The organism is Burkholderia sp. AU33545, from assembly GCF_020419685.1.
GTDB classification, from domain to species: Bacteria; Pseudomonadota; Gammaproteobacteria; order Burkholderiales; family Burkholderiaceae; genus Burkholderia; species Burkholderia diffusa.
The window spans coordinates 505724-530156 of sequence record NZ_JAIZRQ010000003.1; the positions used below are offsets into that span (position 1 = coordinate 505724).

Annotated in this window: 15 protein-coding genes; 6 read left to right on the forward strand and 9 right to left on the reverse strand. The window is 67.8% G+C overall.

The window, feature by feature from the left end; all coding sequences use genetic code 11:
* Window positions 1–51: 51 nt before the first annotated feature.
* The 9 genes from LGM71_RS12350 to LGM71_RS12390 all read right to left on the reverse strand — a co-directional run bounded on the left by LGM71_RS12350 (window position 52) and on the right by LGM71_RS12390 (window position 12861).
* The gene (locus LGM71_RS12350) at window positions 52–1350 is read right to left on the reverse strand and encodes a hypothetical protein (protein ID WP_226115147.1); all 1299 of its coding nucleotides are present in this window, start codon (window positions 1348–1350) and stop codon (window positions 52–54) included.
* Entirely contained in the window at window positions 1350–3173 is a 1824-nt protein-coding gene (gene glmS / locus LGM71_RS12355) for a glutamine--fructose-6-phosphate transaminase (isomerizing) (protein WP_151050335.1), read from the reverse strand. Before glmS ends, LGM71_RS12350 begins: the two co-directional genes overlap by 1 nt.
* A 118-nt stretch (window positions 3174–3291) precedes the next feature.
* Entirely contained in the window at window positions 3292–3780 is a 489-nt protein-coding gene (locus LGM71_RS12360; protein ID WP_226114974.1) for a Biofilm PGA synthesis auxiliary protein PgaD, read from the reverse strand.
* On the reverse strand, window positions 3758–5029 hold the full coding sequence (gene pgaC, locus LGM71_RS12365) for a poly-beta-1,6-N-acetyl-D-glucosamine synthase (RefSeq protein ID WP_124900570.1): 1272 nt from the start codon (window positions 5027–5029) through the stop codon (window positions 3758–3760). Before pgaC ends, LGM71_RS12360 begins: the two co-directional genes overlap by 23 nt.
* A complete protein-coding gene (gene pgaB / locus LGM71_RS12370; protein ID WP_226114975.1) occupies window positions 5026–7119 on the reverse strand; it encodes a poly-beta-1,6-N-acetyl-D-glucosamine N-deacetylase PgaB in 2094 nt (697 codons plus the stop codon). Before pgaB ends, pgaC begins: the two co-directional genes overlap by 4 nt.
* A gap of 14 nt (window positions 7120–7133) precedes the next feature.
* Window positions 7134–9941, reverse strand: a complete 2808-nt coding sequence (gene pgaA / locus LGM71_RS12375; RefSeq protein WP_226114976.1) for a poly-beta-1,6 N-acetyl-D-glucosamine export porin PgaA — start codon at window positions 9939–9941, stop codon at window positions 7134–7136.
* 55 nt (window positions 9942–9996) lie between these two features.
* Window positions 9997–10734: a hypothetical protein gene (locus tag LGM71_RS12380; protein WP_226114977.1), complete on the reverse strand. Its 738-nt coding sequence runs from the start codon at window positions 10732–10734 to the stop codon at window positions 9997–9999.
* A 75-nt stretch (window positions 10735–10809) separates the two neighbouring features.
* On the reverse strand, window positions 10810–11232 hold the full coding sequence (locus LGM71_RS12385; protein ID WP_124628277.1) for a hypothetical protein: 423 nt from the start codon (window positions 11230–11232) through the stop codon (window positions 10810–10812).
* Between the two features lie 651 nt (window positions 11233–11883).
* Complete coding sequence (locus tag LGM71_RS12390; RefSeq protein ID WP_124628774.1) at window positions 11884–12861, reverse strand: LysR substrate-binding domain-containing protein; 978 nt, start codon at window positions 12859–12861, stop codon at window positions 11884–11886.
* A gap of 793 nt (window positions 12862–13654) precedes the next feature.
* On the opposite strand from LGM71_RS12390, the gene LGM71_RS12395 reads away from it, so the two are divergent.
* The 6 genes from LGM71_RS12395 to LGM71_RS12420 all read left to right on the forward strand — a co-directional run bounded on the left by LGM71_RS12395 (window position 13655) and on the right by LGM71_RS12420 (window position 24431).
* Window positions 13655–15070: a circularly permuted type 2 ATP-grasp protein gene (locus LGM71_RS12395; RefSeq protein WP_059679130.1), complete on the forward strand. Its 1416-nt coding sequence runs from the start codon at window positions 13655–13657 to the stop codon at window positions 15068–15070.
* A gap of 64 nt (window positions 15071–15134) precedes the next feature.
* On the forward strand, window positions 15135–16076 hold the full coding sequence (locus LGM71_RS12400; RefSeq protein WP_151052104.1) for an alpha-E domain-containing protein: 942 nt from the start codon (window positions 15135–15137) through the stop codon (window positions 16074–16076).
* Between the two features lie 8 nt (window positions 16077–16084).
* Window positions 16085–17059 (forward strand): transglutaminase family protein, encoded by a 975-nt coding sequence (locus LGM71_RS12405; RefSeq protein WP_059607809.1) that lies wholly within the window; start codon window positions 16085–16087, stop codon window positions 17057–17059.
* Window positions 17060–17152: 93 nt separating this feature from the next.
* On the forward strand, window positions 17153–20587 hold the full coding sequence (locus LGM71_RS12410) for a DUF2126 domain-containing protein (RefSeq protein ID WP_226114978.1): 3435 nt from the start codon (window positions 17153–17155) through the stop codon (window positions 20585–20587).
* A gap of 203 nt (window positions 20588–20790) precedes the next feature.
* Window positions 20791–23397 (forward strand): circularly permuted type 2 ATP-grasp protein, encoded by a 2607-nt coding sequence (locus LGM71_RS12415; RefSeq protein ID WP_226115148.1) that lies wholly within the window; start codon window positions 20791–20793, stop codon window positions 23395–23397.
* Window positions 23391–24431, forward strand: coding sequence for a transglutaminase family protein (locus LGM71_RS12420; RefSeq protein ID WP_124628768.1), 1041 nt, complete (start codon window positions 23391–23393; stop codon window positions 24429–24431). The genes LGM71_RS12415 and LGM71_RS12420 overlap by 7 nt, the downstream gene beginning before the upstream one ends.
* Window positions 24432–24433: the final 2 nt, after the last annotated feature.

Here is a 24433-nt window from a genome sequence, read left to right on the forward strand (position 1 = left end):
GGCTCAGTCCCACGGGGCGTTCGTGCCGGTCCGGACCCGTTCGCGTTGCCGTCAATGCGTCGAACACTGCGCGTCGGCCTTCGGCAACGGCGTTTCCCGTGCCGTGTCGAAATCGGCCTCGCGCGTCCCGGACGGCGTCAGCGACACGAAATGCATCGTCCCGCCGCGTGCCGTGAACCCGGCGATGCCGGTCGAGCCCCACGGAATCGGTGAGCGCTGCGCGCCGCTCACCGACATGCCGGTTGGCGAAAGCGCCAGCGTCAGCAGCCGTCCGTCGCGGGTCGGCACGTACGCATGCGTGCCGTCGACGGCGATCCCGGATTCCCGCACCGACGCCGGCAGGCAGTCGAGCGTCGCGAGGCGGCGGCCGTCCGGGTCGATCAGCGTCGCAACGCCGCGATTGTCCGCCGTCGTCGTGACGACGACGAAGCGGTCGATCGCCGGCACGTAGGCGGACGAATACACGTAGTACTGGATCGCGTCGCTCAGCGGCCCGAGCTTGTCGAGCTTCGCCGTGACCGGATCGAACATCGCGTATTCGAGCGTCGCATCCGTGCTGCCCTCGATGTATTTCTGCCAGACGAGCAGCGCGCGGTGCGGCGAGCCGGCGACCACGGGCCACCATTCTCGATGGTGCGGCGCGACCGGCACGTGATTCAGCATGCGTCCATCGGCATCGTAGGTTTTCACGTAGACGCCGTTGCCGGTGCCGAGGTTGTCGACGCCGCCGCCGTCAATCCAGTCGGCGGAATAGAACACGACGAAGCGTTCGCCCACCGAGGCGACATGCCCGGAGTGACCGCCCGCCTCGACGTCGTTCGGGTAGGGCTTGATCGGCTTGAGGTCGCGCCGATAGACGCCATACCGCTGGCTGACTTCCTGCGGCGTATTCCAGCCGTCCTCGAACGTGACGAAGATGTCGCCGCGCGGATTCTGCGCGATCGACACGGGCTCCTGCGCTTCCGGACGGCTGATGAATGGATGGACGCGCAGCAGACGCGGCTTGCCCGGCAGCCATTCGCCGACGTACACGTCGTGCGGCCAGTTGCCGTTGCGCAGCGCGCCGCGCGGCACGATGCCGGAGCTGCTGAAGAACACCCAGCGCCGGCCGTCGCCGGCGTCGGCCACGCCGATTCCGTGCATGAAGCGCCGCGGGTCGCCGCTGTCCTGTGGCGATGCGGGCGCCTGCACGGTGACGGTGTGCACGGCCGGCGTGCCGGCATACGCGCGTGTGAGTGCCGCGACGGCGCAACACGCGCCGCAGAGTACGGTCGCGACACGCCACGAGGCGGCGCGCCCGCCCGCATGCGAGCGCACGGTGGCGACCTGCGTCGTGACCGGCCGTTGCATCATTCGACGGTGACCGATTTCGCGAGGTTGCGCGGCTTGTCGACGTCGGCGCCGCGCGCGCACCCGACGTGATACGCGAGCAGCTGCAACGGGATCACGTTGACGATCGGCGACAGCGCGTCGCCCGATTCGCGCACGCGGATCAGGTGCGTGTCGCGGTCGGCGTCGATCTCGAGATGATGGCCCGCGAGCACGTACAGCCGTCCGCCGCGTGCGCGCACCTCGGCCATGTTGGACTTCAGCTTCTGGAAAAGGCGGTCGTCCGGCGCGATCGTGACGACCGGCATCGCGCTCGTGACGAGTGCGAGCGGGCCATGCTTCAGTTCGCCGGCCGGATAGCCTTCCGCATGGATGTACGACACTTCCTTGAGCTTCAGCGCACCTTCCAGCGCGATCGGATAGTGAATGCCGCGCCCGAGGAACAGCGCGTTCTCGGTGCGCGCGAACTTCGCGGCCCAGCCCATGATCTGCGTTTCCAAGGCGAGTGCGTGACCGATGCGCGCTGGCAGCTCGTGCAGTTTCTTCAGGTGCATCGCGACATGCGCCGCATCGAGCCGGCCGCGTTGCTGCGCGAGCGTCAGCGTCAGCACGAACAGCGCGACGAGCTGCGTCGTGAACGCCTTGGTCGATGCGACGCCGAGCTCGATGCCGGCGCGTGTCAGGAAGCTGAGTGGCGCGCCGCGCGCGATCGAGCTGGTCGCCACGTTGCAGATCGCCATCGACAGATCCTGGCCCATCGCGCGCGCGCGCTCGATCGCGCCGATGGTGTCGGCGGTTTCGCCGGACTGCGAAATACCGACGACCAGCGTGCGCGGATCGGGCACGGTGTCGCGGTAGCGGTATTCGCTCGCGATCTCGACCTGCGCCGGAATGCCCGCGATGCCCTCGAGCCAGTATTTCGCCGTCAGGCCCGCGTAGTAGCTGGTGCCGCAGCCGAGCAGCAGCACGCTCCGGGTCTTCGACAGCAGCGCACGCGTGCTGTCGCTGCCGCCGAACAGCGCGGGCGAGATCGCGTCGATGCCATCGATCGTGGCGGCGATCGCCTTCGGTTGTTCGAAGATCTCCTTCTGCATGAAGTGCTGGTACGGGCCGAGCGCGGCGTCGTTATCGCGCGCCTTGACCAGGCATAGCGGACGCTGTACCGCGCTCCCGATCGCGTCGACCACGTCGATGCGGTCCGGCGTGATCAGCGCGACGTCGCCGTCTTCCAGGTAGACGAAGCGGTCGGTCAGGTCGCCGAGCGCCGCGCAGTCCGACGCGAGGTAGTTCTGTTCGGCGCCGATGCCGATCACGAGCGGCGAGCCGGCGCGCGCGGCGACGAGGCGCTGGGGCTCGCGCGCGCTCAGCACCGCGATCGCATACGCGCCGTGCAGCCGCTTGACGGCATGCCTGACCGAATCGAACAGGTCGTCGCGATAGAGGCTGTGGATCAGGTGCGCGATCACCTCGGTGTCGGTCTCGCCGCGAAACGTGTAGCCGCGCTCCTTCAGTTCGGCGCGCAACGCATCGTGGTTTTCGATGATCCCGTTGTGCACGACCGCGATCGTGTCGCCCGACATGATCGGATGCGCGTTCATTTCCGACGGCGCGCCGTGCGTCGCCCAGCGCGTGTGCGCGATGCACGTCTGCGCTTCGAGGCCCAGCGTCAGCACGCGGTCCTGCAGGTCCGCCACGCGCCGCAGCGTGCGTTCGCTGCGCAGGCGGCCTTCGTCCTGCACGGCGATGCCGCACGAATCGTAGCCGCGATACTCGAGTCGGCTCAGTGCATTGACCAGTTGCGGCACCTGATTGTGCAGGCCGCTTGCTCCGACGATTCCGCACATGATTCACCTCGTCTAAAGGAAGTTGCCGGCCGACGCGGGACACGCGACGGCGCGAATTCGGGAGCGGTGTCGCGTCGCGCGGCATGCATCGCGTCCGGCGCGGCGCGTCTCCGCTGACTTATTCGCGGGGCTGCGGCCCCGCGTGGGCTACCCATTCGATGCCGGAGATCGAGCCGTTCGCGTCGTGCGACGCGACGAGAATGCGCGTCGTGCGCCGCGCGCCGCGCCGGCGGGCGCCCGCGAGCGCGGTCGGCGGGACCGAGCGCATCTTCACGCTGGCCGAGCGCCGCAGCATCTTCGATGCGCGCAACCGGTACGCGAGCGGATGCACGACGCGTCCCGCGATCAGCCACGTGACGATCGTGCCGGCGATCAGCGCGATGCTCGTGACGTAGAACACGATCTGCTCGATCGGCATCTCGGCCTGGTTGAACGGGAGCAGGTAGCGGTACGTGTAGATGCAGATCGACGCCCACACACCTCCGACCAGCGCGGGCCGCACGAGGCGGAACCACGCGACGAGCACGGGCCCGACGACGCCACCGTGTTCGGCGATCAGTTCGCTCGGGGCGCGCAGGGAAAGGTCAATAATCGGTGCGTTCTTCATGTTGAATGCCTCGGTCGGGACTGACCCAAACGGCGCGCTTGCCGCGGCCCCGCAATACGACGGCGGGCAGGGCGACGACGGTGGTGACCATGCTGATCAGCCAGAACGCGACGGGGTACCAGACGGTGTCAAGGAAATACATCAGGAGTTTTTCGTCGTAACGACGATCGATCATGCTGCCGATGATCAGCTGCAGGATGCAGGTCGCGACCAGCAGCATCCCGTGCCAGTGCGGCACCACCGACACATGCCAGTCCTGCGGAAGCGGGTAGACGACGTCGACCAGCGCGAGCAGCAGGATGAACGACATCGAATAGGCCCACGCGATGCCGATCAGATACTCGACGAACAGCGGCCACATCATCATCTGCGTCGGCCGCGCGAGCGTGCCTGCGTACTTGAGCAGCACCTGGATGCCGCCCTTCGCCCAGCGCAGCCGCTGCCGGTAGAGTCCCTTCAGCGTCTCGGGCATCAGGATCCAGCTGAGCGCGTGCGGCTCGTACACGACGCGCCAGTCGCGGCACTGCAGTTTCCAGCTGATGTCGATGTCCTCGGTCAGCATGTCAGAGCTCCAGTAGCCGACATCGGCGAGCGCGGTCTTGCGGAACATCGTGATCACGCCCGACACAGTGAAGATGCGGCCGTACACCTGCTGCGTGCGCTTGATCAGCCCGACGATCGACGAGAATTCGCCGACCTGCATGCGCCCCAGCAGCGACGTGCGCGTGCGGATGCGTGGGTTGCCGGTGACCGCGCCGACACCCGGATCCGTCAGGAAATGCTCGAGCATCCAGCCGATCGCGTCATGCGCGAGCAGCGCGTCGCCGTCGATGCAGAGCAGGTATTCCGCATTCGATACCGCCGCCGCGGTGGTGAGCCCGACAGCCTTGCCTTCGTTGCACGCGTGATGGATCACGAGCAGCCGCGGGATCTCGACGGCCAGCTCGTTGAGGATCTCGCCCGTGCGGTCCTTGCTGCCGTCGTTGACTGCGATGATGTCGTAGTTCGGGTAGTCCATCGCGTTCAGGTGGCGGATCACGCTGCGCGCGTTCGCCGCCTCGTTGAAGCACGGCACGACGATCGAGATCTTCGGGATGCCGCTCGCCGCGATCGTGCGCGTCGACAGCTCGCGGCCTTCCTCGAGCAGGAAGTAGTGAACGACGCCGCCGATCATCCACAGGTACGACATGAAGAACGGATAGTAGAAGACGAAATCCTGCAGGCGCTGAATGATGTTGTGGGTGGTCATGGCGTTTTGGTTCCCTGCGCATGCTGCATCTGCATCAACGCGTTGATCGAGGTCGGATCGAGGCGCGACTTCAGCGACATCACGTCGCGCATCGCGTCGAGCTCCGGCTGGCCGTTCAGGAAGTTGTCCGGGTAGTAGCCGAAATTCACCGCGCCCTCGCTGCGCAGCCGCCGCATCTGTGCGAGCAGCGTGCGGGCCGGCACGTCCTTGTGCGCGTGCCAGTCGTACGACTGCAGCTCGAACACGGTGCGCTGCAGGCCGCGCTGCTTCGCACGGACGGCGCGCACGAGCTGGTCCAGCCAGCCCTCGGGATCCTTCGCCTGCTCCATGTACGGCATCGCCATCAGCGCGACGTAGTCGTAGTTGGCGAGGAAATCGTCGTAGTTCTGCGCGTACCACGCTTCCGACTCGGGCTTGAGCACCGGCATCGCGAAGATGTTGCGCGCGCTCAGCACGTCGCCCACGTTCTGGTGCGCCAGCACGATCTGTTCGAGCTGGTGTGTCAGGTCGATCAGGTAACGCGACTTCTGGCGCGTCCAGCGTTTCATCAGGTCGGGGTTCTCGCGGATCTTGCCGACGTCGGCCGGCAGCCCCCATTGCGAATAGGTCTGCAGCGCATGCCGGCCCGCATCCTCGTAGTCGTCGAGCACGGCGTCGTCGCTGAACAGGATGCCGCTGAACGACGCGTGCTTGCTGAGATCCTCGTAGATCTGCTGGATCATCAGCCGTGCCTCCGGATCGAACGGGCTCAGCCGGAACACGCGCGTGCCGTTCTCGCGGGCCGGCGCGCCGCTGTATGCGCTGACGGCCTCGAGCCCCTGATGCTTGCCCGGCGGCGGCCGGAACGCGAGCACCGGCATCCACGCGTACACCTGCACGTTGGAGCGCGTGTTCAGCTGCCACGCGGCGCGCGAAAACAGGTCGGCGCGCATCGGCAGGTGCCGATTCGGGAAATACACCGCTTCGGCCACGCCCGTGCCTTTCGGGTCGGCACAGGCCTGCAGGTACACCGATTTCGGCTGCATCCGGTAGATGCGCTCGACCAGCTTGCCGAGATTCGCCTCCTGCCGCGCGGGATCGGGATCGTAGACCTGGTCGAGATCGACCTGCACGATGCGCTCGGGCACGTCGACGTCGCCGCGGTTGGACGCCGGCTCGCGCATCGAGCGCTCGAACCCGCCGATGTCGACGTCGTACATCATCAGGATCCGCCTCAGCCGGTCCAGTGGCACGTCCGGCGTATTCGGGCCGGCATCGAGGCTGAACTGGATGTCCATGCCGAGCGACGTCGATATCTTGCGCACGGGCTGGTTTTCCGCGCCGTATGGCCACACCATCGAGCGTGCAACGATGCCGGTGCGTTCGCGGATCTGCCGCACGCATGTCTGCAGGTCGTCGTGCACGCGTGCTTCGAATTCGGCGTCGGTTTCATAGCGCTTCTCGTTCTGCAGGTAGAGGTGGGACGTGGTCGCCGGCAATTCGTTGCCTTGCGGATTCGCGACCGCGCCGTGATGGAGGTTGTGGGTGTGGCAGCCGAGTTCGACGAGGTGCGACTGGCCGAGCTTTTGCACCTCGTCCCACGACATGAAGTAGTCGCGCGGCACCTGGATCTTGTCGCTGATGCGGATCGGTGCATCCAGCGGCGCATCGATCCACGCCGTGACGATGCCCATCACGGCCGGATACTTGAAGCGTTCGAGCAGCGGCAGCACTTTCGTGTAGTGGCTGCGGTAGCCGTCGTCGAACGTGAGGAGCACCGCGCGCGGCGGCAGCGGCTTGCCGCCGTGCCGCGATTCCTCGATCTGCCTGACCGTGATGGTGTGGTAGTTGTTGGTCTGCAGCCATGAAAAGATCGCGGTCAGCGTGCCGGTGTCGACCGCGAACGGGTCGACCATCGCCGACGCGGAGGAAAACGACGCCATCAGGTTGTCGCGCACGTCATGCATGCAGATCACGCGAAACGTCTTGCCGTCGGCCGGGTCGGACGGCGGCAGCAGGTCGATCATCCGGGCGTTCGACACGCCCGGGAACAGCGAACAGGCGGCGAACGTGCCGAGGCATCCGCACATGAAGGTCCGTCTGGTTTGCATTCGCGATCTCCTTGCTAGAACGGCAGGTTGACCGACATGAAGCCGGTTTCGGAGCGTTCGCGCTGGCCGTCGTATGCGTGGCTGCTGACCTCGACGCCATAGCTCAGCGTGATGTCGTGCTTGAACGTCCACGCGTGCTCGAGGCGCGCGCTCCACAGCGGGCTGGTGCCGAAGCCGCGCTCGTTGTACACGCCGCCCGACACCGATACGCGCTGCTGCAGCGCCATGTCGCCCTTCTTCCACAGCGTCAGCTGGTGCATGACGGTCGCTGCGGCCGCATAGTCGCGGCCCGGGCTGAAGTAGGGCGCGTCGTGGCGCGTGTTGCTGTCGGTGCCGAGGTCCAGCGATACGTTGACGAGCTGGTTGGCGGTGGTATACACGCGCTGCGTGGCGGTTGCCGAGATCTCCTGGTGCAGGTTCGAATCGCTGTAGCGGCTCACGCCGTAGCTGAGCTTGACCTCGCGACGGTCGTTCTGCCTGTACACGACCGAGACGTTCGCGGAGCGGCCCCAGATGTGCGCGGCATACGCCTTCCACGGCAGCGAGTTGTCGTTGGTGTCGAGCCCGGCGCTGACCGTCCAGTAGTCGTTCAGCGCGTACGCGATCGACCCGCGGCCGCCGGTTCGGCCGTCCGAGCCGAACGAGCGCGTGACTTCGCCCTGCACGGTGAGCGGCCCGTGCCGGTAGTCGCCGCCGACACCCGTGCGCGTGCGGCTGACGTTGCCGGAGTCGGTCTGCGCGTAGCCGAAGAACGTGTGCGAGAAGACGCGCCAGTTGTCGCCGAACGGTTGCGAGTACACATAGCTGTCCGACGTGAAGCTGTTGTCGGCCAGCGCGCTGTTGCCGTGCTCGTAACTCAGGTCGGTCGTGAACACGGGGCTGCGGTATGCCTTGTAGTCGCGCTTGAAACCGCGCACGGCGCCGCTGTCCGGAAATACGTCGTCCAGCGTCTGGTCGACGTACTTCGCGGTCGCGTAGTCGTCCGCCGTGAGCGCCGCGCGGCCGAGGCCCGCCAGCATTTCGACGCTGTCCGGGTGGTCGGTCAGCGAAGCGCGATACATCGCGATCGCCTGGCGCGGATGCGCCTGGCCCGACACCGCGTCGGCATGCGCGGCACGGACCTCCGCGTTGAACGGCACCTGCTGCTCGAGCTGCTCGAGCGCGGCGATCCCTTCGTCGACGCGGCCCGTGTAAATCAGGTATTGCGCGCGCAGCCGGTAGTAGCGCAGAAAGTCGCTTTCTTCCGGACCGTAGTTGCGCACCTCCTTGGCCGGCGGCAGCGACTTGCCGATGTCGTCGAGCACCTGCTGCGCGTCCGCCGCGCGTCCCTGGTCGACGTACGACCAGAACAGCCCTTCGCGCAGTTCGATCGGACGCGTGCGCGCGCCGTACTGGAAGCCGCGGGTCGCGCGGTCGGTCGGCGCCGCGGTTGCCTGCTTCAGCGCGCGCTGGTACACGGCGTTCGCCTTGGCCGGTTCGCTCAGGTAGAGGTAGGCGTCGCCGACGGCCGCCAGCGCGTCGATCGAGATCTCCGCGTCGGGCGGAATCGTCTCGAACGTCGCGACGGCCGTCTTCATGTCGCCGCGCGCCGCATGGGCGACGGTGCGGTCGCCCGCGAGCGCCGTCCTGACCGGCGAATAATCGGGCGTGGCCGGCATCCGCTTGTCGAGGTCGTCCGCCGCGCGCAGCGCGCTGTCGAGGCCGTCGAAGCGGTCGGAACTCGTCATCGAGCGGGATTTGTCACGTCCGCCGCGCACCTGCTGGCGAATCGCCAGTTCTTCCAGTTGTGCGACGTCGACGGCGGAGAACGCATCGGGCCGTGCCTTCGCTTCTTCGAGCGCCTTGATCGCGCCGCCGCCCGCCGCGAGGCCGAACACGTCGTTGCGCACGGTCGCGACGTCGGCGGTACGCAGGTTCGGCGCCTGCGCATTCGGCGTTTCGACGTCGGGGCCTTGCGATCGTTGCGTCGGTTCGCCGGGCAGCTGGACGCCGGGCGTCTGTGAATTCGGCGCCTGGGACGACGGGGGCGGCGAGCCCGGTGTCTGGGTAACGGGCGCAGGCGAGCCCGGCATCGGGGTGCCGGAGGCCTGCGCGGTTTGCGTCGGCGCATTCGGCGGCGCGGTGGTTGCGGCCTGCGCAGGTTGCGGCGGCTCCGGCGAGTGCGCGACCGGGACGGATGAACTGGACGCAGGTGTGCCGGACGTTGTCGCCGTAGTTTGCACGGGTGTTTCGGGCGGCTGCGGGTTCGCGGCCTGCGCGATCCCGATCGGCGCGTCCGATGCCTGCGCGACGGGTGCCGGCGTGTTTGACGGCGTGGTGTCGGATGCCTGGGTCGACTGCATCGGGGCACTCGGCATCGGTTCGGCCGGTGGCGGCCTGCTCGACGGCGCGGTATCGGTCGCCTGGGCGATCTGGATCGGCACGCTCGACGGCTGCGCGCCCGGCGCCGGTTCGCTCGGCTGCGCGACGTCCGGGTCCACCACGACCGTGGTCGGCATCGTCTGCGGTTGCGCATCCGACGCCTGTGCGATCTGCATCGACGCATCCGATGCCTGCGCGATGGGCGTCGGCGCTTGCGGGGGCAGGGCGCTCCGACCCTGGGCGACCTGCAGCGACGCCGCCGTCGGTTGCATGTCTGGCGACAGCGCATCCGGCGCGCCGCGGGCGCCGGCGATTTCGCTCGCGCCGCCCGGTTCCGCGTCGCCTTCGGCGGCAAGGCACGAGCCGGACGCAACGAGCAGCAACAGCAATGGCGCATGCAGGAGGATCCGCCGGTTGGGCGGAGCGGCGATGGTGCATTGTTGTCTACGATTGTTGGCCACGATGTCTCCTCACTCTGAAACGATCACATCGGTTGCACGCCCGGCGACGCCCGGTTCACAGGCGATTGCGGATCGCTTGTCCGAGCAGCGCGCGCGATTCGCTGTTCGTCGGGTCGATGGCGAGCGCGCGGCTCGCGTTCTGCTCCACGCAATTCCATTCGTCGACCCGTGCGCACCAGCGCGCCCGAGCCAGTGCGCGTGCGCCTTCCAGTTCGTCGTGCGTGATGCTGGTGGCCTCCATGTGCGCCGAATCGGCGATATACGATTGCGGCTGCCGTCGCGGCGTGCGGTCGGTGTGTTTTTCAGTGCGCGCCAGCGTCTGCGAACGCGACGTCCGGTGCGTGTCGCCGGGGCGCGCCGCGCGGCCGCTGGCCGCGAGCGTCGTGGACGGCACGTGCGCGGGGTGCGGGTGTTTCGCGGCGGCGCGGGCGATCGTTCGTGGCGGCACGGCCGGTGCTGCCGCGGCCGACACGGCAGGCGTTGCCGACGCATACCGCGTACCCGGCACGGCAGGTGTAACCGGCTCGGCCTGCGCGATGGTCGACGCCGTGTCGGAGGCGTTGGTCGTGGCGGTCGCGATGGCCTCGCGATACTTTCCGACGGCGGTGCCGATCATGCCGGCGATGTCGTGCGTCATGGTTGCATGGCCGACTCCCGCGTCGCGCTGGACGTACGCAAAGCCGCCGAAGATCGCGGCAAACGCAATGATGCTGAGCGCCGCATTCTTTCCGGGGCCCCAGGCAGGTTTCGGCTGACGGTTGGGCGACCCGTCCGGTCGTTCTGCACGAGTCATTCAATCCTCCTCGATTCGACGGATTGCAATGCACGAAGCGAGCACGTGCCAGCGCCACGCGGATTCGACTGACGTTCACCACCGCAACTGCGTGGTGAGTGCGCCCGTTTCGACGACCGCGAACTGGGTGGCGCCCTGATAAGTCCCTTCGACCCGATAACTGGCATCGGGCACGCTGAACAGGCAGCGTGGCCCCGTTGCCTTGAATTCGACGAGCACGCGTCCATGCCGTCGCAGCCGCACCTGCACGTTCGACAGCGGTTGCCCGCTGGCGCCCGATACGAACGAAACACCGAGGTTGTAAGGACGGCCGTCGGGGGGAAGCGGCGCCGTACCGTCGATGCGCGCGTCGCCGCAAATATACGAAATCACGTATCGGCCGGAGCCGGGGTCGGACGCGGGTGCCGGGGCCTGGGTCTGTGCCACGGCATTGATGCAGAGTGCGGATACGGCGATGCCGAAGAGCGGGCGAGCATGCTGTTCAAACGAGGAAGACATTGCAACCTCCATCCGAAATCGCTGGGAGCGTATTTATTCAGATTTGAAATTGGCGACGTTCTTTTCGCGACATGCTATTGATACACGATGGGTTTTGAACAAACAACCGCGTGTGGCCCGAATGGGACATGCTTTAAATGTCCTATTTAAATAGGATTTGTTATAATTCGACAAAATGAATTGAAACTGAACAAAGTCGATATTGCCGGACATGAAATTTGCTCACCGGTCGCGATGACCATTTCGCAAACTTAAGACGTAAGTGGTATCGAAGTTTGTGCCGAAAAATAACGACTGATAAAAGGAAGACTTGCCTCTGCCATCGAGGCTTCACGATGAATCATGGAACGTACGGTCAGGTAAATCGAAAGGGCTGGTATGACGTTTTTGGCGATAATGTCGTTACATGAAAATCGAAACTTTTGATGTGATGTGTAACGGCGTATTTCCGTCATATGAGTCGGCAATTTACTCGGATTCGCAAACGTTTGGCAGTATTGCGGAATTGATCGAGCGTACGGAACGTATATTGAAGACGAATCGGGATAATAAAATGGTTCGCGATGGCGAAAATGGAATACGGGAGCGCCGCGCGGATTGCATCCGCGCGGCGCTCCGGCGAGTCGGGCGATGAGGGAACGGTGAAGGGCGTTACCGGCTGCCGCCGGCGCTGCGGCGCGCGATGCGCACGGCCGGCTCGATCGACTGCTCGGCCGCGACGCGCGGGCGGTTCATGATGTAGGTCCACAACTGTTCGGCCGCGAGCCCGCGCTTGCGCGCGGACCGGTACAGGCGAATCTCGAGTTCGGTGATCCAGTCCGCCGAGCCCGCACGAACGAGCGAACCATCCGCGAGCTCTTTCGCCACGCAGCTTTCGGGCAGCCAGCCGATGCCGTGCCCGGCCACGACCATCCCCTTCAACGCCTCGGACATGTGCGTCTCGAAGCACCGGTGCAGCGCATACGATTCGGACGCATTCAGCAGCAGCATCTCGACGACGTTCCCGAGGAACGCGCCCGACGAATACGCGAGGAGCGGCAGCGGCGCGTCCGGCGTGCCGGGCAGTTCGAATACCGGCTTGCCGCGTGCGTCGGGCGTCGACACCGGCAGGATCCGCTCGACGCCGAGCGTGACGAACGGGAAGTGGTTTGGATCGAGCACGATCGGCAGTTGCGGATGGTGATAGCCGAGCAGCAGGTCGCATTCACCTTCGACGAGTTGCTGCACGCCTTCGGGCACGTTCACCGCGTTCACGCGCGCGGTCACGTGGCCGACTTCGCCGTTCAACTGCTTGAGCCATTCGGGGAACAGTGTGAACACGAGCGTATGCGCGACGGCGAAGCGCACGACCTGGTCGCTTGCCGCGAACTGGTCGTAGCCGTTCACGAGGTTGCGTGCCGCATACATGCTGCGCAGGATGTCCGCGGCCAGCCCGCGGAACATCTGTCCGGCCGGCGTCAGCGTGATCGGGTTGATGCTGCGGTCGACCAGCTTCGCATCCATCCATGTTTCGAGTGCGGCGATTCGTCTGCTGAATGCCGACTGCGTGAGGTGCCGATGACGCGCGGCCCGGGAAAAGCTCTTGGTATCCGCAAGGCTCAGGAAATCTTCCAGCCACTTTGCTTCCATGTTGATCTTCGCTTTTTATAGTCGGCGCCGGAAGGCGGCGGCGCCATTTCACTGAACCGGTTTTGTAGCGTACCGCGCCTCGCGCATCGGAGCCGATGTTTTTTTTCGATCGGTGTCAGTCGAAATATGCATGGGCGTTGTCGGCGGTATTACGGCTACATACGGTTGAGGTGCCGGACCCGGCTAACTGGTTAGTTCACCGCGTCGAACTGCCCGACTTGCCGCAGACGGTACTTCCCCCCAGGGCCGGCCGCGCACCTGCGCGCGCCGGCTCGCCTTTCCGCTATTCCGCCCGGGCAACCGAAGGATGTGGCGCAATCCCCGTCGCGGTGCAGGGCGGGTCGCCGCAACGGGTCGCCGACGCCACGTCGCGCTTCGCTGCGGTGCGGCAAGACCGGGCGGGAAGGTGGCGGGGCGCGGGCGACCGCACGGCGGCGGGAAGTCCTGCCGACGCGGGCGCGGGACCGCTGCCGGCCGGCAGCGCGGTAATCGAGGCGGCGCGCCGGGCGGGGAAGGAATGGTGCAGTGCAGATTGCACAGTCGTGACACGCAGGGGAACTATGTTTGACAGGCGCGGTGCAGCAGAGGCCGTGCGCGGGCATGGCACGCCTCTGGCGCGTCCTGCGTCGTGCGCATCGCACCATCATGGTGCGGCATGCCGCGGGGGCGTGCCGGCTGCGCGACAAAGGGGGGAACCTGAGGGGATATCGCAAGGCACGTTCCTTGCAAGGCAGTCAGTACGCCGGTCCGGCATGCGCAATGCCGGGGAAAACGATCGATGGAGAAAAGATCGATGAAGCCATTCGATGAAATGCTGCAATCCGGCGACATGGTGAGGGCGCCTTACGCGCGCCTCAAGCAGTGGCTCGACACGCAGAATCCCGCGAGCCTCGCCCAGAAAGCTCACGACGCGGAAGGCGTGTTCCGCAGGACGGGCATCACGTTCGCCGTGTACGGCGACGCGCAGGCCGCCGAGCGGCTGATACCTTTCGATATCGTGCCGCGGATCATCTCGGGCGCGGAATGGAGCCGGCTGTCGCTCGGTATCGAGCAGCGCGTGATGGCGCTCAACGCGTTCCTCGACGACATCTACCACCGCCAGGAGATCGTGCGCGCCGGCATCGTGCCGAAGCACCTGATCGCGCACAACGAGGCGTTCATCCCGGAGATGATTGATTTCCGGCCGCCCGGGAACGTTTACACGCATATCATCGGCGTCGACATCGTGCGCACCGGCGAGAACGAGTTCTACGTGCTGGAGGACAACGCGCGCACGCCGTCGGGCGTGTCGTACATGCTGGAAAACCGCGAGACGATGATGCAGCTCTTCCCCGAGCTGTTCCAGCAGGTCAAGGTGCGCCCGGTCGAGACCTATCCGCAGATGCTGCGGCAGTCGCTCGCGGCCGTGTGCCCGCCGGGCGGCAACGCCGACAACCCGACCATCGCCGTGCTCACGCCCGGCATCCACAACTCCGCGTACTACGAACATTCGTTCCTCGCCGACCAGATGGGCGTGCACCTCGTCGAGGGCAGCGACCTGCAGGTGGTCGACGGCCGCGTCGCGATGCGCACCACCGAAGGCTTCCGGCCGATCGACGTGCTGTACCGCCGCGTCGACGACGCGTTCCTCGATCCGCTCACGTTCCGCCCCGATTCGGTGCTCGGCGTGGCCGGGATCATGGACGTCTACCGCGCCGGCAACATCACGATCGCGAACGCGCCCGGCACCGGCATCGCCGACGACAAGGCGATCTACTCGTACATGCCAGAGATCGTCGAGTTCTACACGGGCCGCAAGGCGTTGCTGGAGAACGTGCCGACCTGGCGCTGCGGCGAGGCCGACAGCCTGAAATACGTGCTCGAGCATCTCGACGAACTGGTCGTGAAGGAAGTGCACGGCTCCGGCGGCTACGGGATGCTGGTCGGTCCGTGTGCATCGAAGGCCGAACTCGAGGCGTTCGCCGCGAAGCTGCGCGCGCGTCCCGCGAACTACATCGCGCAACCCACGCTGGCGTTGTCCACGACGCCGATCCTGACCGAAGCCGGCCTCGCGCCGCGCCACGTCGACCTGCGGCCGTTCGTGCTGGTGTCGGACCGGATCCGCATCACGCCGGGCGGGCTCACGCGCGTGGCGCTGCAGGAGGGATCGCTCGTCGTCAACTCGAGCCAGGGCGGCGGCACCAAGGACACCTGGGTGCTGGCCGACTGAGCCGGGCACGACCGCGCGCGCCGCAGCCGGCGCGCGAACCGAACGAAGACGGAGTGGACACGAGATGCTTCTGGGACGAACTGCGAGCGGTCTCTACTGGATGTACCGCTATATCGAGCGCGCGGAGAACATCGCGCGCATCGTGGATGCCGGGCTGCGGATGGCGCTCACGCGCACGTCCGACGCGCCGGCCGAATGGTCGTCGGTGCTGGTCAGCTCGGGTGCGGACGAGGGCTATCGTCAGAAGTACGACGCATATGCCGCCGATACCGTGACCGACTACCTGCTGCGCGACCGCGACAACCCGTCGAGCGTGCTGTCGTGCATCGAGGCCGCGCGCTCGAACGCGCGCATGGTGCGCACGGCGCTCACCCGCGAGGCATGGGAAAGCGTGAACGGCGCATGGCTCGCGCTGCGTCACGCGCTCGCGCAGCCGGTGCCGGAGAGCGGACTGCCGGCCGTGCTCGACGAAGTGAAGCGTGAAACCGCGCTGATCCTCGGCAGCTTCTACAGCACGATGCTGCGTAACGAGATCTTCGATTTCGCGCAGATCGGCGCGTTCGTCGAGCGCGCGGACAACACCGCGCGGATCATCGACGTGAAATACCACCTGCTGCTGCCGTCGGTGTCGCACGTCGGCACGATCCTCGACAACTACCAGTGGGAGACGATCCTGCGCTGCGTGGCCGCGCACCGGTCGTATCGCTGGGTGTACGACGTGCAGTACAAGCCGATGAACATCGCCGACTACCTGATCCTGAACGGCCGCATGCCGCGTTCGCTGCGCTATTGCTACGGGCGCGTGGTGTCGAGCCTGAATCTGCTCGCGAAGGATTACGGCGTGACACACCCGTGTCACGACACGGCCACGAAGATTCTGCAGATGCTGTCCGACACCTCGGTCGAGCGGATCTTCAAGAGCGGCCTGCACGAGTTCCTGACCGACTTCATCGGCCGCAACAACAGCCTCGGGATCGATATCGCCCAGGCCTACAACTTCGACTGAGACTTGCCATGCGACTCGCCATCCGACACATCTCGCGTTATCAGTTCGACGATCAAGCCACCCATGCGCTGCAACGGCTGCGGCTGCGCCCGCAATCGGGCCCCGGGCAGACGGTGCGCGCGTGGCAGGTCACGATCGAAGGCGTCGAGCCGGCGCTGTCCTACACGGACGGGCTCGGCAACCGGATCGACCTCGTGCGCCACGACCGCGGCGCGAAGAACGAGATCGTCGTGATCGCGGCCGGCGTCGTCGAGACGCAGGACCGCGCCGGCATTCTCGGCAATCCCGAGGGCTACGCGCCGCCGTGGATCTTCGAGCGCGAGACCGCGCTCACGAAGGCCGGCGACACCGTGCGCGAACTCACGCAGGCGCTGCCGATCGAGCCGCACAGCCTTGACGCGCTGCACTGGCTGATGACGGAAGTGCACGGCCGCATCGCGTACGCGCCGAACCTGGCCGACGCGCCAGTCGATGCCGAAACCGCGCTACAAAGCGGCGAGGGCACGAGCCGCGACCACGCGCATGCGTTCATCGCGGCCGCGCGTGCACTGAAGGTGCCGGCGCGCTACATCTCGGGCTACGTGCTCGCCGATAGCGCGATGCAGCGCATCGCCGACGCGAAGCAGAGCGCGGCGGGCGACGAGGAAGAGGAGGCGCTCGCGCTGCAGAGCGGCGACGGCATGCAGCAGGCGCTCGGCGCATCGCACGCCGCGCAGTCGCAGGGCTTGCCGCAGGCGGCGCTCGGCGCGCAGCCGCAGGCCGCCGCGCTGATGCAGCAGCCGGCCGGTCATGCGTGGGCGGAGGCCTACGTCGAAGGGCTCGGCTGGGTCGGCTTCGATCCGTTCATGAACCGCTGCCCGGACGAGCGCTACGTGCGCATCGCGGTCGGCCTCGACGCTCGCGACGCGCAGCCGGTGACGGGGCTCGGCGCGAGCACCGTCGGCATCGAGATCAGCGTCGTGCAGTCGCCGGAACTGGTCTGACGCACCCCTTCGTCGAATCCGCCGTGCCGTGCCGCCGCAGCGACGACGACGCGGCGCGCGCGGCCGGCCCAACCCGAACCGAGCGGCTCTCCCATGCCCATCCACGTCGCGCTGCATCACACCACCCGCTACCGCTACGACCGGCCCGTCAACCTCGGCCCGCAGATCGTGCGGCTGCGGCCCGCGCCGCACTGCCGGACGCCGATCGTCGCGTATTCGATGACGGTCGAGCCCGCGCAGCACTTCATCAACTGGCAGCAGGACCCGTTCTCGAACTATCTCGCGCGGCTCGTGTTTCCGGAACGCACCGAACACTTCGAGATCACGATCGACCTGGTTGCCGAGATGTCGGTGTACAACCCGTTCGACTTCTTTCTGGAAGCGAGCGCGGAGCAATATCCGTTCAACTATGACGATGCGCTGAAGACCGAACTCGCGCCGTACCTCGCGTGCGATCCGCAGACGAGCGCGGCGCCGCTGTTCCGCGCGTATCTCGACGGCGTTGACCGCACGCCGGCCGGCACCGTGAACTTCCTCGTCGCGCTGAACCAGCAGCTGCAGCACGACATCGGCTATCTCGTGCGGATGGAGCCGGGCGTGCAGACGCCCGAGCAGACGCTGAAACTCGCATCCGGGTCGTGCCGCGACAGCGCGTGGCTGCTCGTGCAGCTTTGCCGGCACCTCGGCATCGCCGCGCGCTTCGTGTCCGGCTACCTGATCCAGCTCACGCCCGACGTGAAGGCGCTCGACGGCCCGAGCGGCACGTCGGTCGACTTCACCGACCTGCACGCGTGGTGCGAGGTCTATCTGCCGGGCGCGGGCTGGATCGGCTTCGATCCGACCTCGGGCCTGCTCGCCGGCGAAGGGCACATCCCGCTCGCGTGCACGCCGCAGCCGACCAGCGCCGCGCCGGTCGAAGGGCTGATCGACGAGTGCGAAGTCGCGTTCGAACACGAGATGGTGGTGACGCGCGTGTACGAATCGCCGCGCGTGACGAAGCCGTATACCGAGTCGCAGTGGGACGCCGTGCGCACGCTCGGCGCGCAGGTCGACGGCGCGCTGACGGCCGGCGACGTGCGGCTCACCCAGGGCGGCGAGCCGACCTTCGTGTCGATCGACGATCGCGACGGCGCCGAATGGAACACCGATGCGCTTGGCCCGACCAAGCGCGGCTACGCGACCGAACTCGTGCAGCGGCTGCGCGCCGAATATGGCGAAGGCGGCTTCCTGCATTTCGGGCAGGGCAAGTGGTATCCGGGCGAGCAGTTGCCGCGCTGGGCGCTGTCGATCTTCTGGCGCGCCGACGGCCAGCCCGTGTGGCACGATCCGTCGCTGTTCGCCGACGAGCGCGAGCCGTCCGCGTGCACGACCGACGACGCGAAGCGCTTCATCGACGCGCTGGCCGCGCGCCTCGGGCTGACCGACGAATTCGTGCGGCCCGGCTACGAGGACGTCTGGTACTACCTGTGGCGAGAGCGCAGGCTGCCCGTCAACGTCGATCCGTTCGATTCGCGCCTCGACGACGAACTCGAACGCGCGCGGCTGCGCAAGGTGTTCGAGCAGCAGCTCGACAGCGTGGTCGGCTACGTGCTGCCGATCAAGCGCACGGACGACGCGCCGGGCCGCGATCGGCCGGGCCTCGACGGCCCGCGCTGGCAGACGGGCCCGTGGTTCTTCCGCGACGAGCGGATGTACCTCGTGCCCGGCGATTCGCCGATGGGCTATCGGCTGCCGCTCGATTCGCTGCCGTGGGTCGCCGGCGCCGACTATCCGTACCTGGTCGAACGCGATCCGTTCGCGCCGCGCGACGCGCTGCCGGACGCGGCCGCGTTCCGTGCGCGTCATGCGGGCACGGCCGACGCGCCGCACTACCTGGCCGGCGCGCATCGCGAAGCACCCGTGCAAACGGTCATGCAGTGGCGCGGCGACGGCACGGCTGCGGGTGGACGGCACGCGCATGGCGCGCCGGACGCGCAGCGCCGCCCCGAGCGCTTCGAATCGGCCGCGTGGATCACGCGTACCGCGCTGTGCGCCGAAGTGCGCAATGGCATCCTGTACCTGTTCATGCCGCCGCTCGCCGCGCTCGAGGACTATCTCGACCTGCTCGCCGCGATCGAGTTGACCGCGCACGCGCTCGGCGTGAAGCTCGTGCTCGAAGGTTATCCGCCGCCGCGCGACGCACGGCTCAAGCTGCTGCAGGTCACGCCCGATCCCGGCGTGATCGAGGTGAATATCCACCCGGCGAAGAGCTTCGACGAACTCGTCGGCCAGACCGAATTCCTGTACGACTCCGCCTGGCAGTCGCGTCTTTCCAGCGAGAAGTTCATGGTCGACGGCCGGCACGTCGGCACGGGCGGCGGCAACCACTTCGTGCTCGGCGGCGCGACGCCGGCCGACAGCCCGTTCCTGCGCCGCCCGGACCTGCTCGCGAGCCTGATCGCTTACTGGCACAACCATCCGTCGCTGTCGTACCTGTTCTCGGGGCTGTTCATCGGGCCGACGAGCCAGGCGCCGCGCGTCGACGAGGCGCGCAACGACCAGGTCTACGAGCTCGACATCGCGTTCGCGGAAATCCAGCGCAACAAGCTGCTGTACGGGCAGGACATGCCGCCGTGGCTCGTCGACCGCGTGCTGCGCAACCTGCTGATCGACGTGACGGGCAACACGCACCGCAGCGAGTTCTGCATCGACAAGCTGTATTCGCCCGATTCGTCGACCGGCCGGCTCGGCCTGCTCGAACTGCGCGCGTTCGAGATGCCGCCGCATGCGCGGATGAGCATCGTGCAGCAACTGCTGCTGCGTGCGCTGGTCGCGCGCTTCTGGGCCGCGCCGTACACGACGCCGCTCACGCGCTGGGGCACCGCGCTGCACGATCGCTTCATGCTGCCCGCGTTCCTGAAGATGGATTTCGACGACGTGCTGGCCGAGCTGCGCGACGCCGGTTTCGCGTTCGACCCGGCCTGGTTCGCGCCGCACTTCGAATTCCGTTTCCCGCTGTTCGGGCAGATCGCGGTGAACGGGATGCAACTGTCGCTGCGCGGCGCGCTGGAGCCGTGGCACGTGATGGGCGAGGAGGGCGCGCCCGGCGGCACGGTGCGCTACGTCGATTCGTCGGTCGAACGGCTCGAAGTGCGCGTGACCGGGCTGAACGACAACCGCCACGTGGTGACCGTCAACGGCCGCGCGCTGCCGCTGCAGCCGACCGGCACCGTCGGCGAATATGTCGCGGGCGTGCGCTACAAGGCATGGGCGCCGCCGTCGGCGCTGCACCCGACCATCGGCGTGCATGCGCCGCTCACGTTCGACATCGTCGATACGTGGCTGCAACGCTCGCTCGGCGGCTGCCGGTATCACGTCGCGCATCCGGGCGGGCGCAACTACGCGACGTTCCCGGTCAACGCGTACGAGGCCGAGAGCCGCCGGCTCGCGCGCTTCGTCGCGATGGGGCACACGCCGGGGCGGATGGACGTGTCGGCCGCCGCGCCGAGCCGCGAATTCCCGTTCACGCTCGATTTGCGACGGCCTTGATCGTCGGATGAAAGGACGGACGACGATGCGCGGTTCGCGACCTCCCGGCGCGCCGGCCGGAGTGCTAGGATGCGGGCTGAACGCGGCCGTCCGCCGTGCCCGGCCGCCGGTGCGGCGGCGCGCGGGCGCGTCCGCCCCCTGACGACGGAACGATACCGACCGTGCCGCCCATTCACCCCGACGATCTCGCCGACGCCGACGCGATGCCCACGCTCTTCGATACCGGCGCGCAGCCGGATGCCGCGGAACTGGCCGCCGCGCTCGCGGCGCCGGCCGCGGCCGGCCGCTACGACGAACTGCGCGGCAGCGCCGCCGGCCTCACCGCGCCGCTGCTCGCGCCTGCATGGCGCAGCTTCTTCACGTCGATCGGCAGCGACGGCGTGGCCGACCTCGACCGCCGCGCCGACGCGCTGCATCGGCGCATGCGCGAGAACGGCCTGTTCTACCAGTTGCACGAGCAGCGCGCCGGCGACGGCGCGGCCGGCCCGTGGTCGCTCGACCTGCTGCCGCTGATCGTCACGCCCGAAGACTGGGTCGCGATCGAGCGTGGCGTGCTGCAGCGCGTGCGGCTGCTCAACGCCACGCTGGCCGATCTGTACGGGCCGCAGACGATCCTGCAGCGCGGGCTGTTGCCGCCCGCGCTCGTCACGGGCCATCCCGGCTACCTGCGCGCGATGCGCGGCGCACGCGTGCCGGGCGATACGTGGCTGCATGTCGTCGCGTTCGATCTCGCGCGCGGCCCGGACGGCCAGTGGCGGATCGTCGCGCAGCACACGCAGGGCGCGGCCGGGCTCGGCTACCTGCTCGAAAACCGGCTGATCGTGTCGCGGCTCTTTCCGCGCGGGTTTCGCGGACTGCGCGTGCAGCGGCTTGCGTCCGCCTACCGTGCGCTGCTGCAGAGCATGCAGTCGCTCAGCCCGGCCGCGAAGAATTCGCGGATCGTGCTGCTGACGCCGGGGCCGCGCAGCGCGACCTACTTCGAGCATGCGTATCTCGCGCGCTACCTCGGCTTCACGCTCGTCGAGGGCGGCGACCTGACCGCGCGCGACAACCGTGTCTTTCTGAAGACGCTGCGCGGGCTCGAACCCGTGCACGGAATCCTGCGGCGCGTCGACGACGCATGGCTCGATCCGCTCGAACTGCGGCCCGATTCGCTGCTCGGCGTGCCGGGGCTGCTGCAGGCCGTGCGCGCGGGCAACGTGCTGCTCGCGAATGCGCCGGGCTCGGGCTTCCTCGAATCGCCGGGCGTGCTCGGTTTCATGCCGCGCCTCGCGGAAGGGCTGCTCGGAGAAACGCTGACGCTGCCCGCCGTGCATTCGTGGTGGTGCGGCGAGGCGGCAGCCTGCGACGACGCGCTGCCGCAGCTCGCGCGCAGCATCGTGAAGCCGTCGTATCCGCCCGACGTGCAGGCCGGCGGCGCGTTCGACCCGGTGATCGGCGCGCGGCTCACGCCGGCGCAGCTGGCCGAATGGCGTGCGCGAATCCTGGCCCGGCCCGAGCATTACACGGTGCAGGCCGACCTGCCGCTGTCGCAGGCGCCGACCTGGCCGGGACACGACGCACCCGACGGCGCCGGCGGCGCGCGCATCGTGCCGAAGCCGCTGCTGCTGCGCGTCTTCGCGCTCGCCGATGGCGCGCAACGCTGGCGGCTGCTGCCGGGCGGGCTGTCGCGAGTCGGCACGCGCGACACGCTGTTCAACGCGCCGATGCCGCGCGGCGGCAGCACCGTCGATACGTGGGTGATGACCGAAGGCATCGTCGATTCGACGACGCTGCTGCAGACCCGTCTCGGCCCCGACGATCTGGTCGAGCGCCCGCGCGCGATCGCGAGCCGCGCGGCCGAGAACCTGTTCTGGCTCGGCCGCTACACCGAGCGCGCGACCAATCTGATGCGTCTTGCACGCGCCGCGCTTGAGCGGCTGCGCGGCGAGGACGACGTCGACAGTCCCGCGCATCTGGAGTTGATCGACACGCTGTGCCGCGACACGGGGCTGATCGCGCCCGACGCGCCGAACGCCGTCGATGCGCCGCGCGCGTTCCAGCACGCGCTCGCGACGTCGCTGACGCGCGGCGCGGACCGTACCTCGGGCATCGCGTCGTGCCTGTTCGGGATGCGCGCGGCCGCCGCCGCGATCCGCGAGCGGCTGTCGAGCGATCAGTGGCGGCTGATCGACGACGCGACGCAACTGTTCGCCGACAGCGCCGATCATCCGGAAGCCGAGGAGCAGATCGGCAACGAGGCGCTGCAGCTGCTCGAGCGGCTGGGGCTGCTGCTCGGCGCGATCACCGGCGCGCAGACCGACAACATGACGCGCGACGACGGCTGGCGGCTGCTGTCGATCGGCCGGCAGATCGACCGGCTGGACTTCCTGTGCAGCGTGCTGAAGTTCGCGTTCGACGAAGGCGCGGTGCACCGGCAGGACGGCTTCGAACTCGTGCTGGAGCTGTTCGACAGCACGATCACGTTCCGCTCGCGTTTCCAGCGCGGTTTCGACGTCGCGCCGCTGCTGTCGCTCGTGGTGCTCGACACCGACAACCCGCGCTCGCTCGGCTGGGTCGTGCAGGCGCTGTGCGGCCGGCTGACGAAGGTCGAGCGCAGCGAGGGCTATGCGCTGTCCGAACTGGCCGAGACGATTCCGGACGTGCCCGCGTGGTCGCTGCACGAGCTGTGCGAAACCGGCGACGACGGCCGGCACGGCAAGCTGCTCGATGCGCTCGACGCGACCGCGAAGGCCGTGTGGGAACTGTCGAACCGGATCGGCGAGCGCTATTTCAGCCACGTGCGTGAGGCGGGCAGGACGCTATGGTGACGACGAAACACGCGGCGAAGGTGCCGGCCGGTTCCGGCAACGGACGACAGGCCGCGGCACCGGCATCGGCCGCGCCGGCCGCTGGGGCGCCCGGCCGCGTACTGCGCGTCACGCACGACACCGAATACCGCTACGCCGCACGCGTCGAATCCGCCCAGCACCAGGCGCGTCTGCAACCGCTCGCGACGCGGCGCCAGCAGGTGCTGTCGTTCGCGCTCGACATCGAGCCCGCGCCGGAATCGATCTGCACGGAAATCGACGCATTCGGCAACGCGCGCGCATCGTTCGCGCTGAACCAGCCGCACGACGCGCTGCTCGTTCGCAGCCGCAGTACGGTGTGCGTGACGCCGCCCGTGTGGTCGCTCGGTGCGCGCGGCGCGCCGCCGCCCGCGATCGCGCATCCCGACGGCAAACACACGACTGCATGGGAAGCCGTGCGCGACCGCTTGCGGTTCCGCGCGGGGCAGCCTTACGACGCGGCGAGCGAATTCGTGTTTGCTTCGCCGCACGTCGCGTGCGATCCCGAACTCGCCGCGTATGCGGCCGCGAGCTTCACGCCGCAGCGGCCTCTCGTGCAGGCCGCATGGGACCTGATGCGGCGCGTGCACGCCGATTTTGCGTACACGCCGAACAGCACCGACATCACGACGTCGGCACTCGATGCGCTGCGGTTGCGCAAGGGCGTCTGCCAGGATTTCGCGCACGTGATGATCGGCGCGCTGCGCTCGCTCGGGCTGGCCGCGCGTTACGTGAGCGGTTATCTGCTGACGCAGCCGCCGCCCGGGCAGCCGCGATTGATCGGCGCGGACGCATCGCACGCATGGGTCGAGGTGTACGACCCGGCGTGGCCCGAGGACAACGGCTGGCTGCAGCTCGATCCGACCAACGACCGTGCACCGGGCGACGACTACGTGATGCTGTCGATCGGCCGCGACTACGCGGACGTGACGCCGCTGCGCGGCGTGATCCGCGGCGGCGGCGCGGATCAGGAGCTGAAGGTCGGCGTGACGGTCGAGCCGCTCGATACGCCGTAAGC

Bases quoted from the DNA above. Each gene is read 5' to 3' on its own strand.
- LGM71_RS12350 (WP_226115147.1), bottom strand. From the start codon at position 1,350: ATGCAACGGCCGGTCACGACGCAGGTCGCCACCGTGCGCTCGCATGCG.
- glmS (WP_151050335.1), bottom strand. From the start codon at position 3,173: ATGTGCGGAATCGTCGGAGCAAGCGGCCTGCACAATCAGGTGCCGCAA.
- LGM71_RS12360 (WP_226114974.1), bottom strand. From the start codon at position 3,780: ATGAAGAACGCACCGATTATTGACCTTTCCCTGCGCGCCCCGAGCGAA.
- pgaC (WP_124900570.1), bottom strand. From the start codon at position 5,029: ATGACCACCCACAACATCATTCAGCGCCTGCAGGATTTCGTCTTCTAC.
- pgaB (WP_226114975.1), bottom strand. From the start codon at position 7,119: ATGCAAACCAGACGGACCTTCATGTGCGGATGCCTCGGCACGTTCGCC.
- LGM71_RS12380 (WP_226114977.1), bottom strand. From the start codon at position 10,734: ATGACTCGTGCAGAACGACCGGACGGGTCGCCCAACCGTCAGCCGAAA.
- LGM71_RS12385 (WP_124628277.1), bottom strand. From the start codon at position 11,232: ATGTCTTCCTCGTTTGAACAGCATGCTCGCCCGCTCTTCGGCATCGCC.
- LGM71_RS12390 (WP_124628774.1), bottom strand. From the start codon at position 12,861: ATGGAAGCAAAGTGGCTGGAAGATTTCCTGAGCCTTGCGGATACCAAG.
- LGM71_RS12395 (WP_059679130.1), top strand. From the start codon at position 13,655: ATGAAGCCATTCGATGAAATGCTGCAATCCGGCGACATGGTGAGGGCG.
- LGM71_RS12400 (WP_151052104.1), top strand. From the start codon at position 15,135: ATGCTTCTGGGACGAACTGCGAGCGGTCTCTACTGGATGTACCGCTAT.
- LGM71_RS12405 (WP_059607809.1), top strand. From the start codon at position 16,085: ATGCGACTCGCCATCCGACACATCTCGCGTTATCAGTTCGACGATCAA.
- LGM71_RS12410 (WP_226114978.1), top strand. From the start codon at position 17,153: ATGCCCATCCACGTCGCGCTGCATCACACCACCCGCTACCGCTACGAC.
- LGM71_RS12415 (WP_226115148.1), top strand. From the start codon at position 20,791: ATGCCCACGCTCTTCGATACCGGCGCGCAGCCGGATGCCGCGGAACTG.
- LGM71_RS12420 (WP_124628768.1), top strand. From the start codon at position 23,391: ATGGTGACGACGAAACACGCGGCGAAGGTGCCGGCCGGTTCCGGCAAC.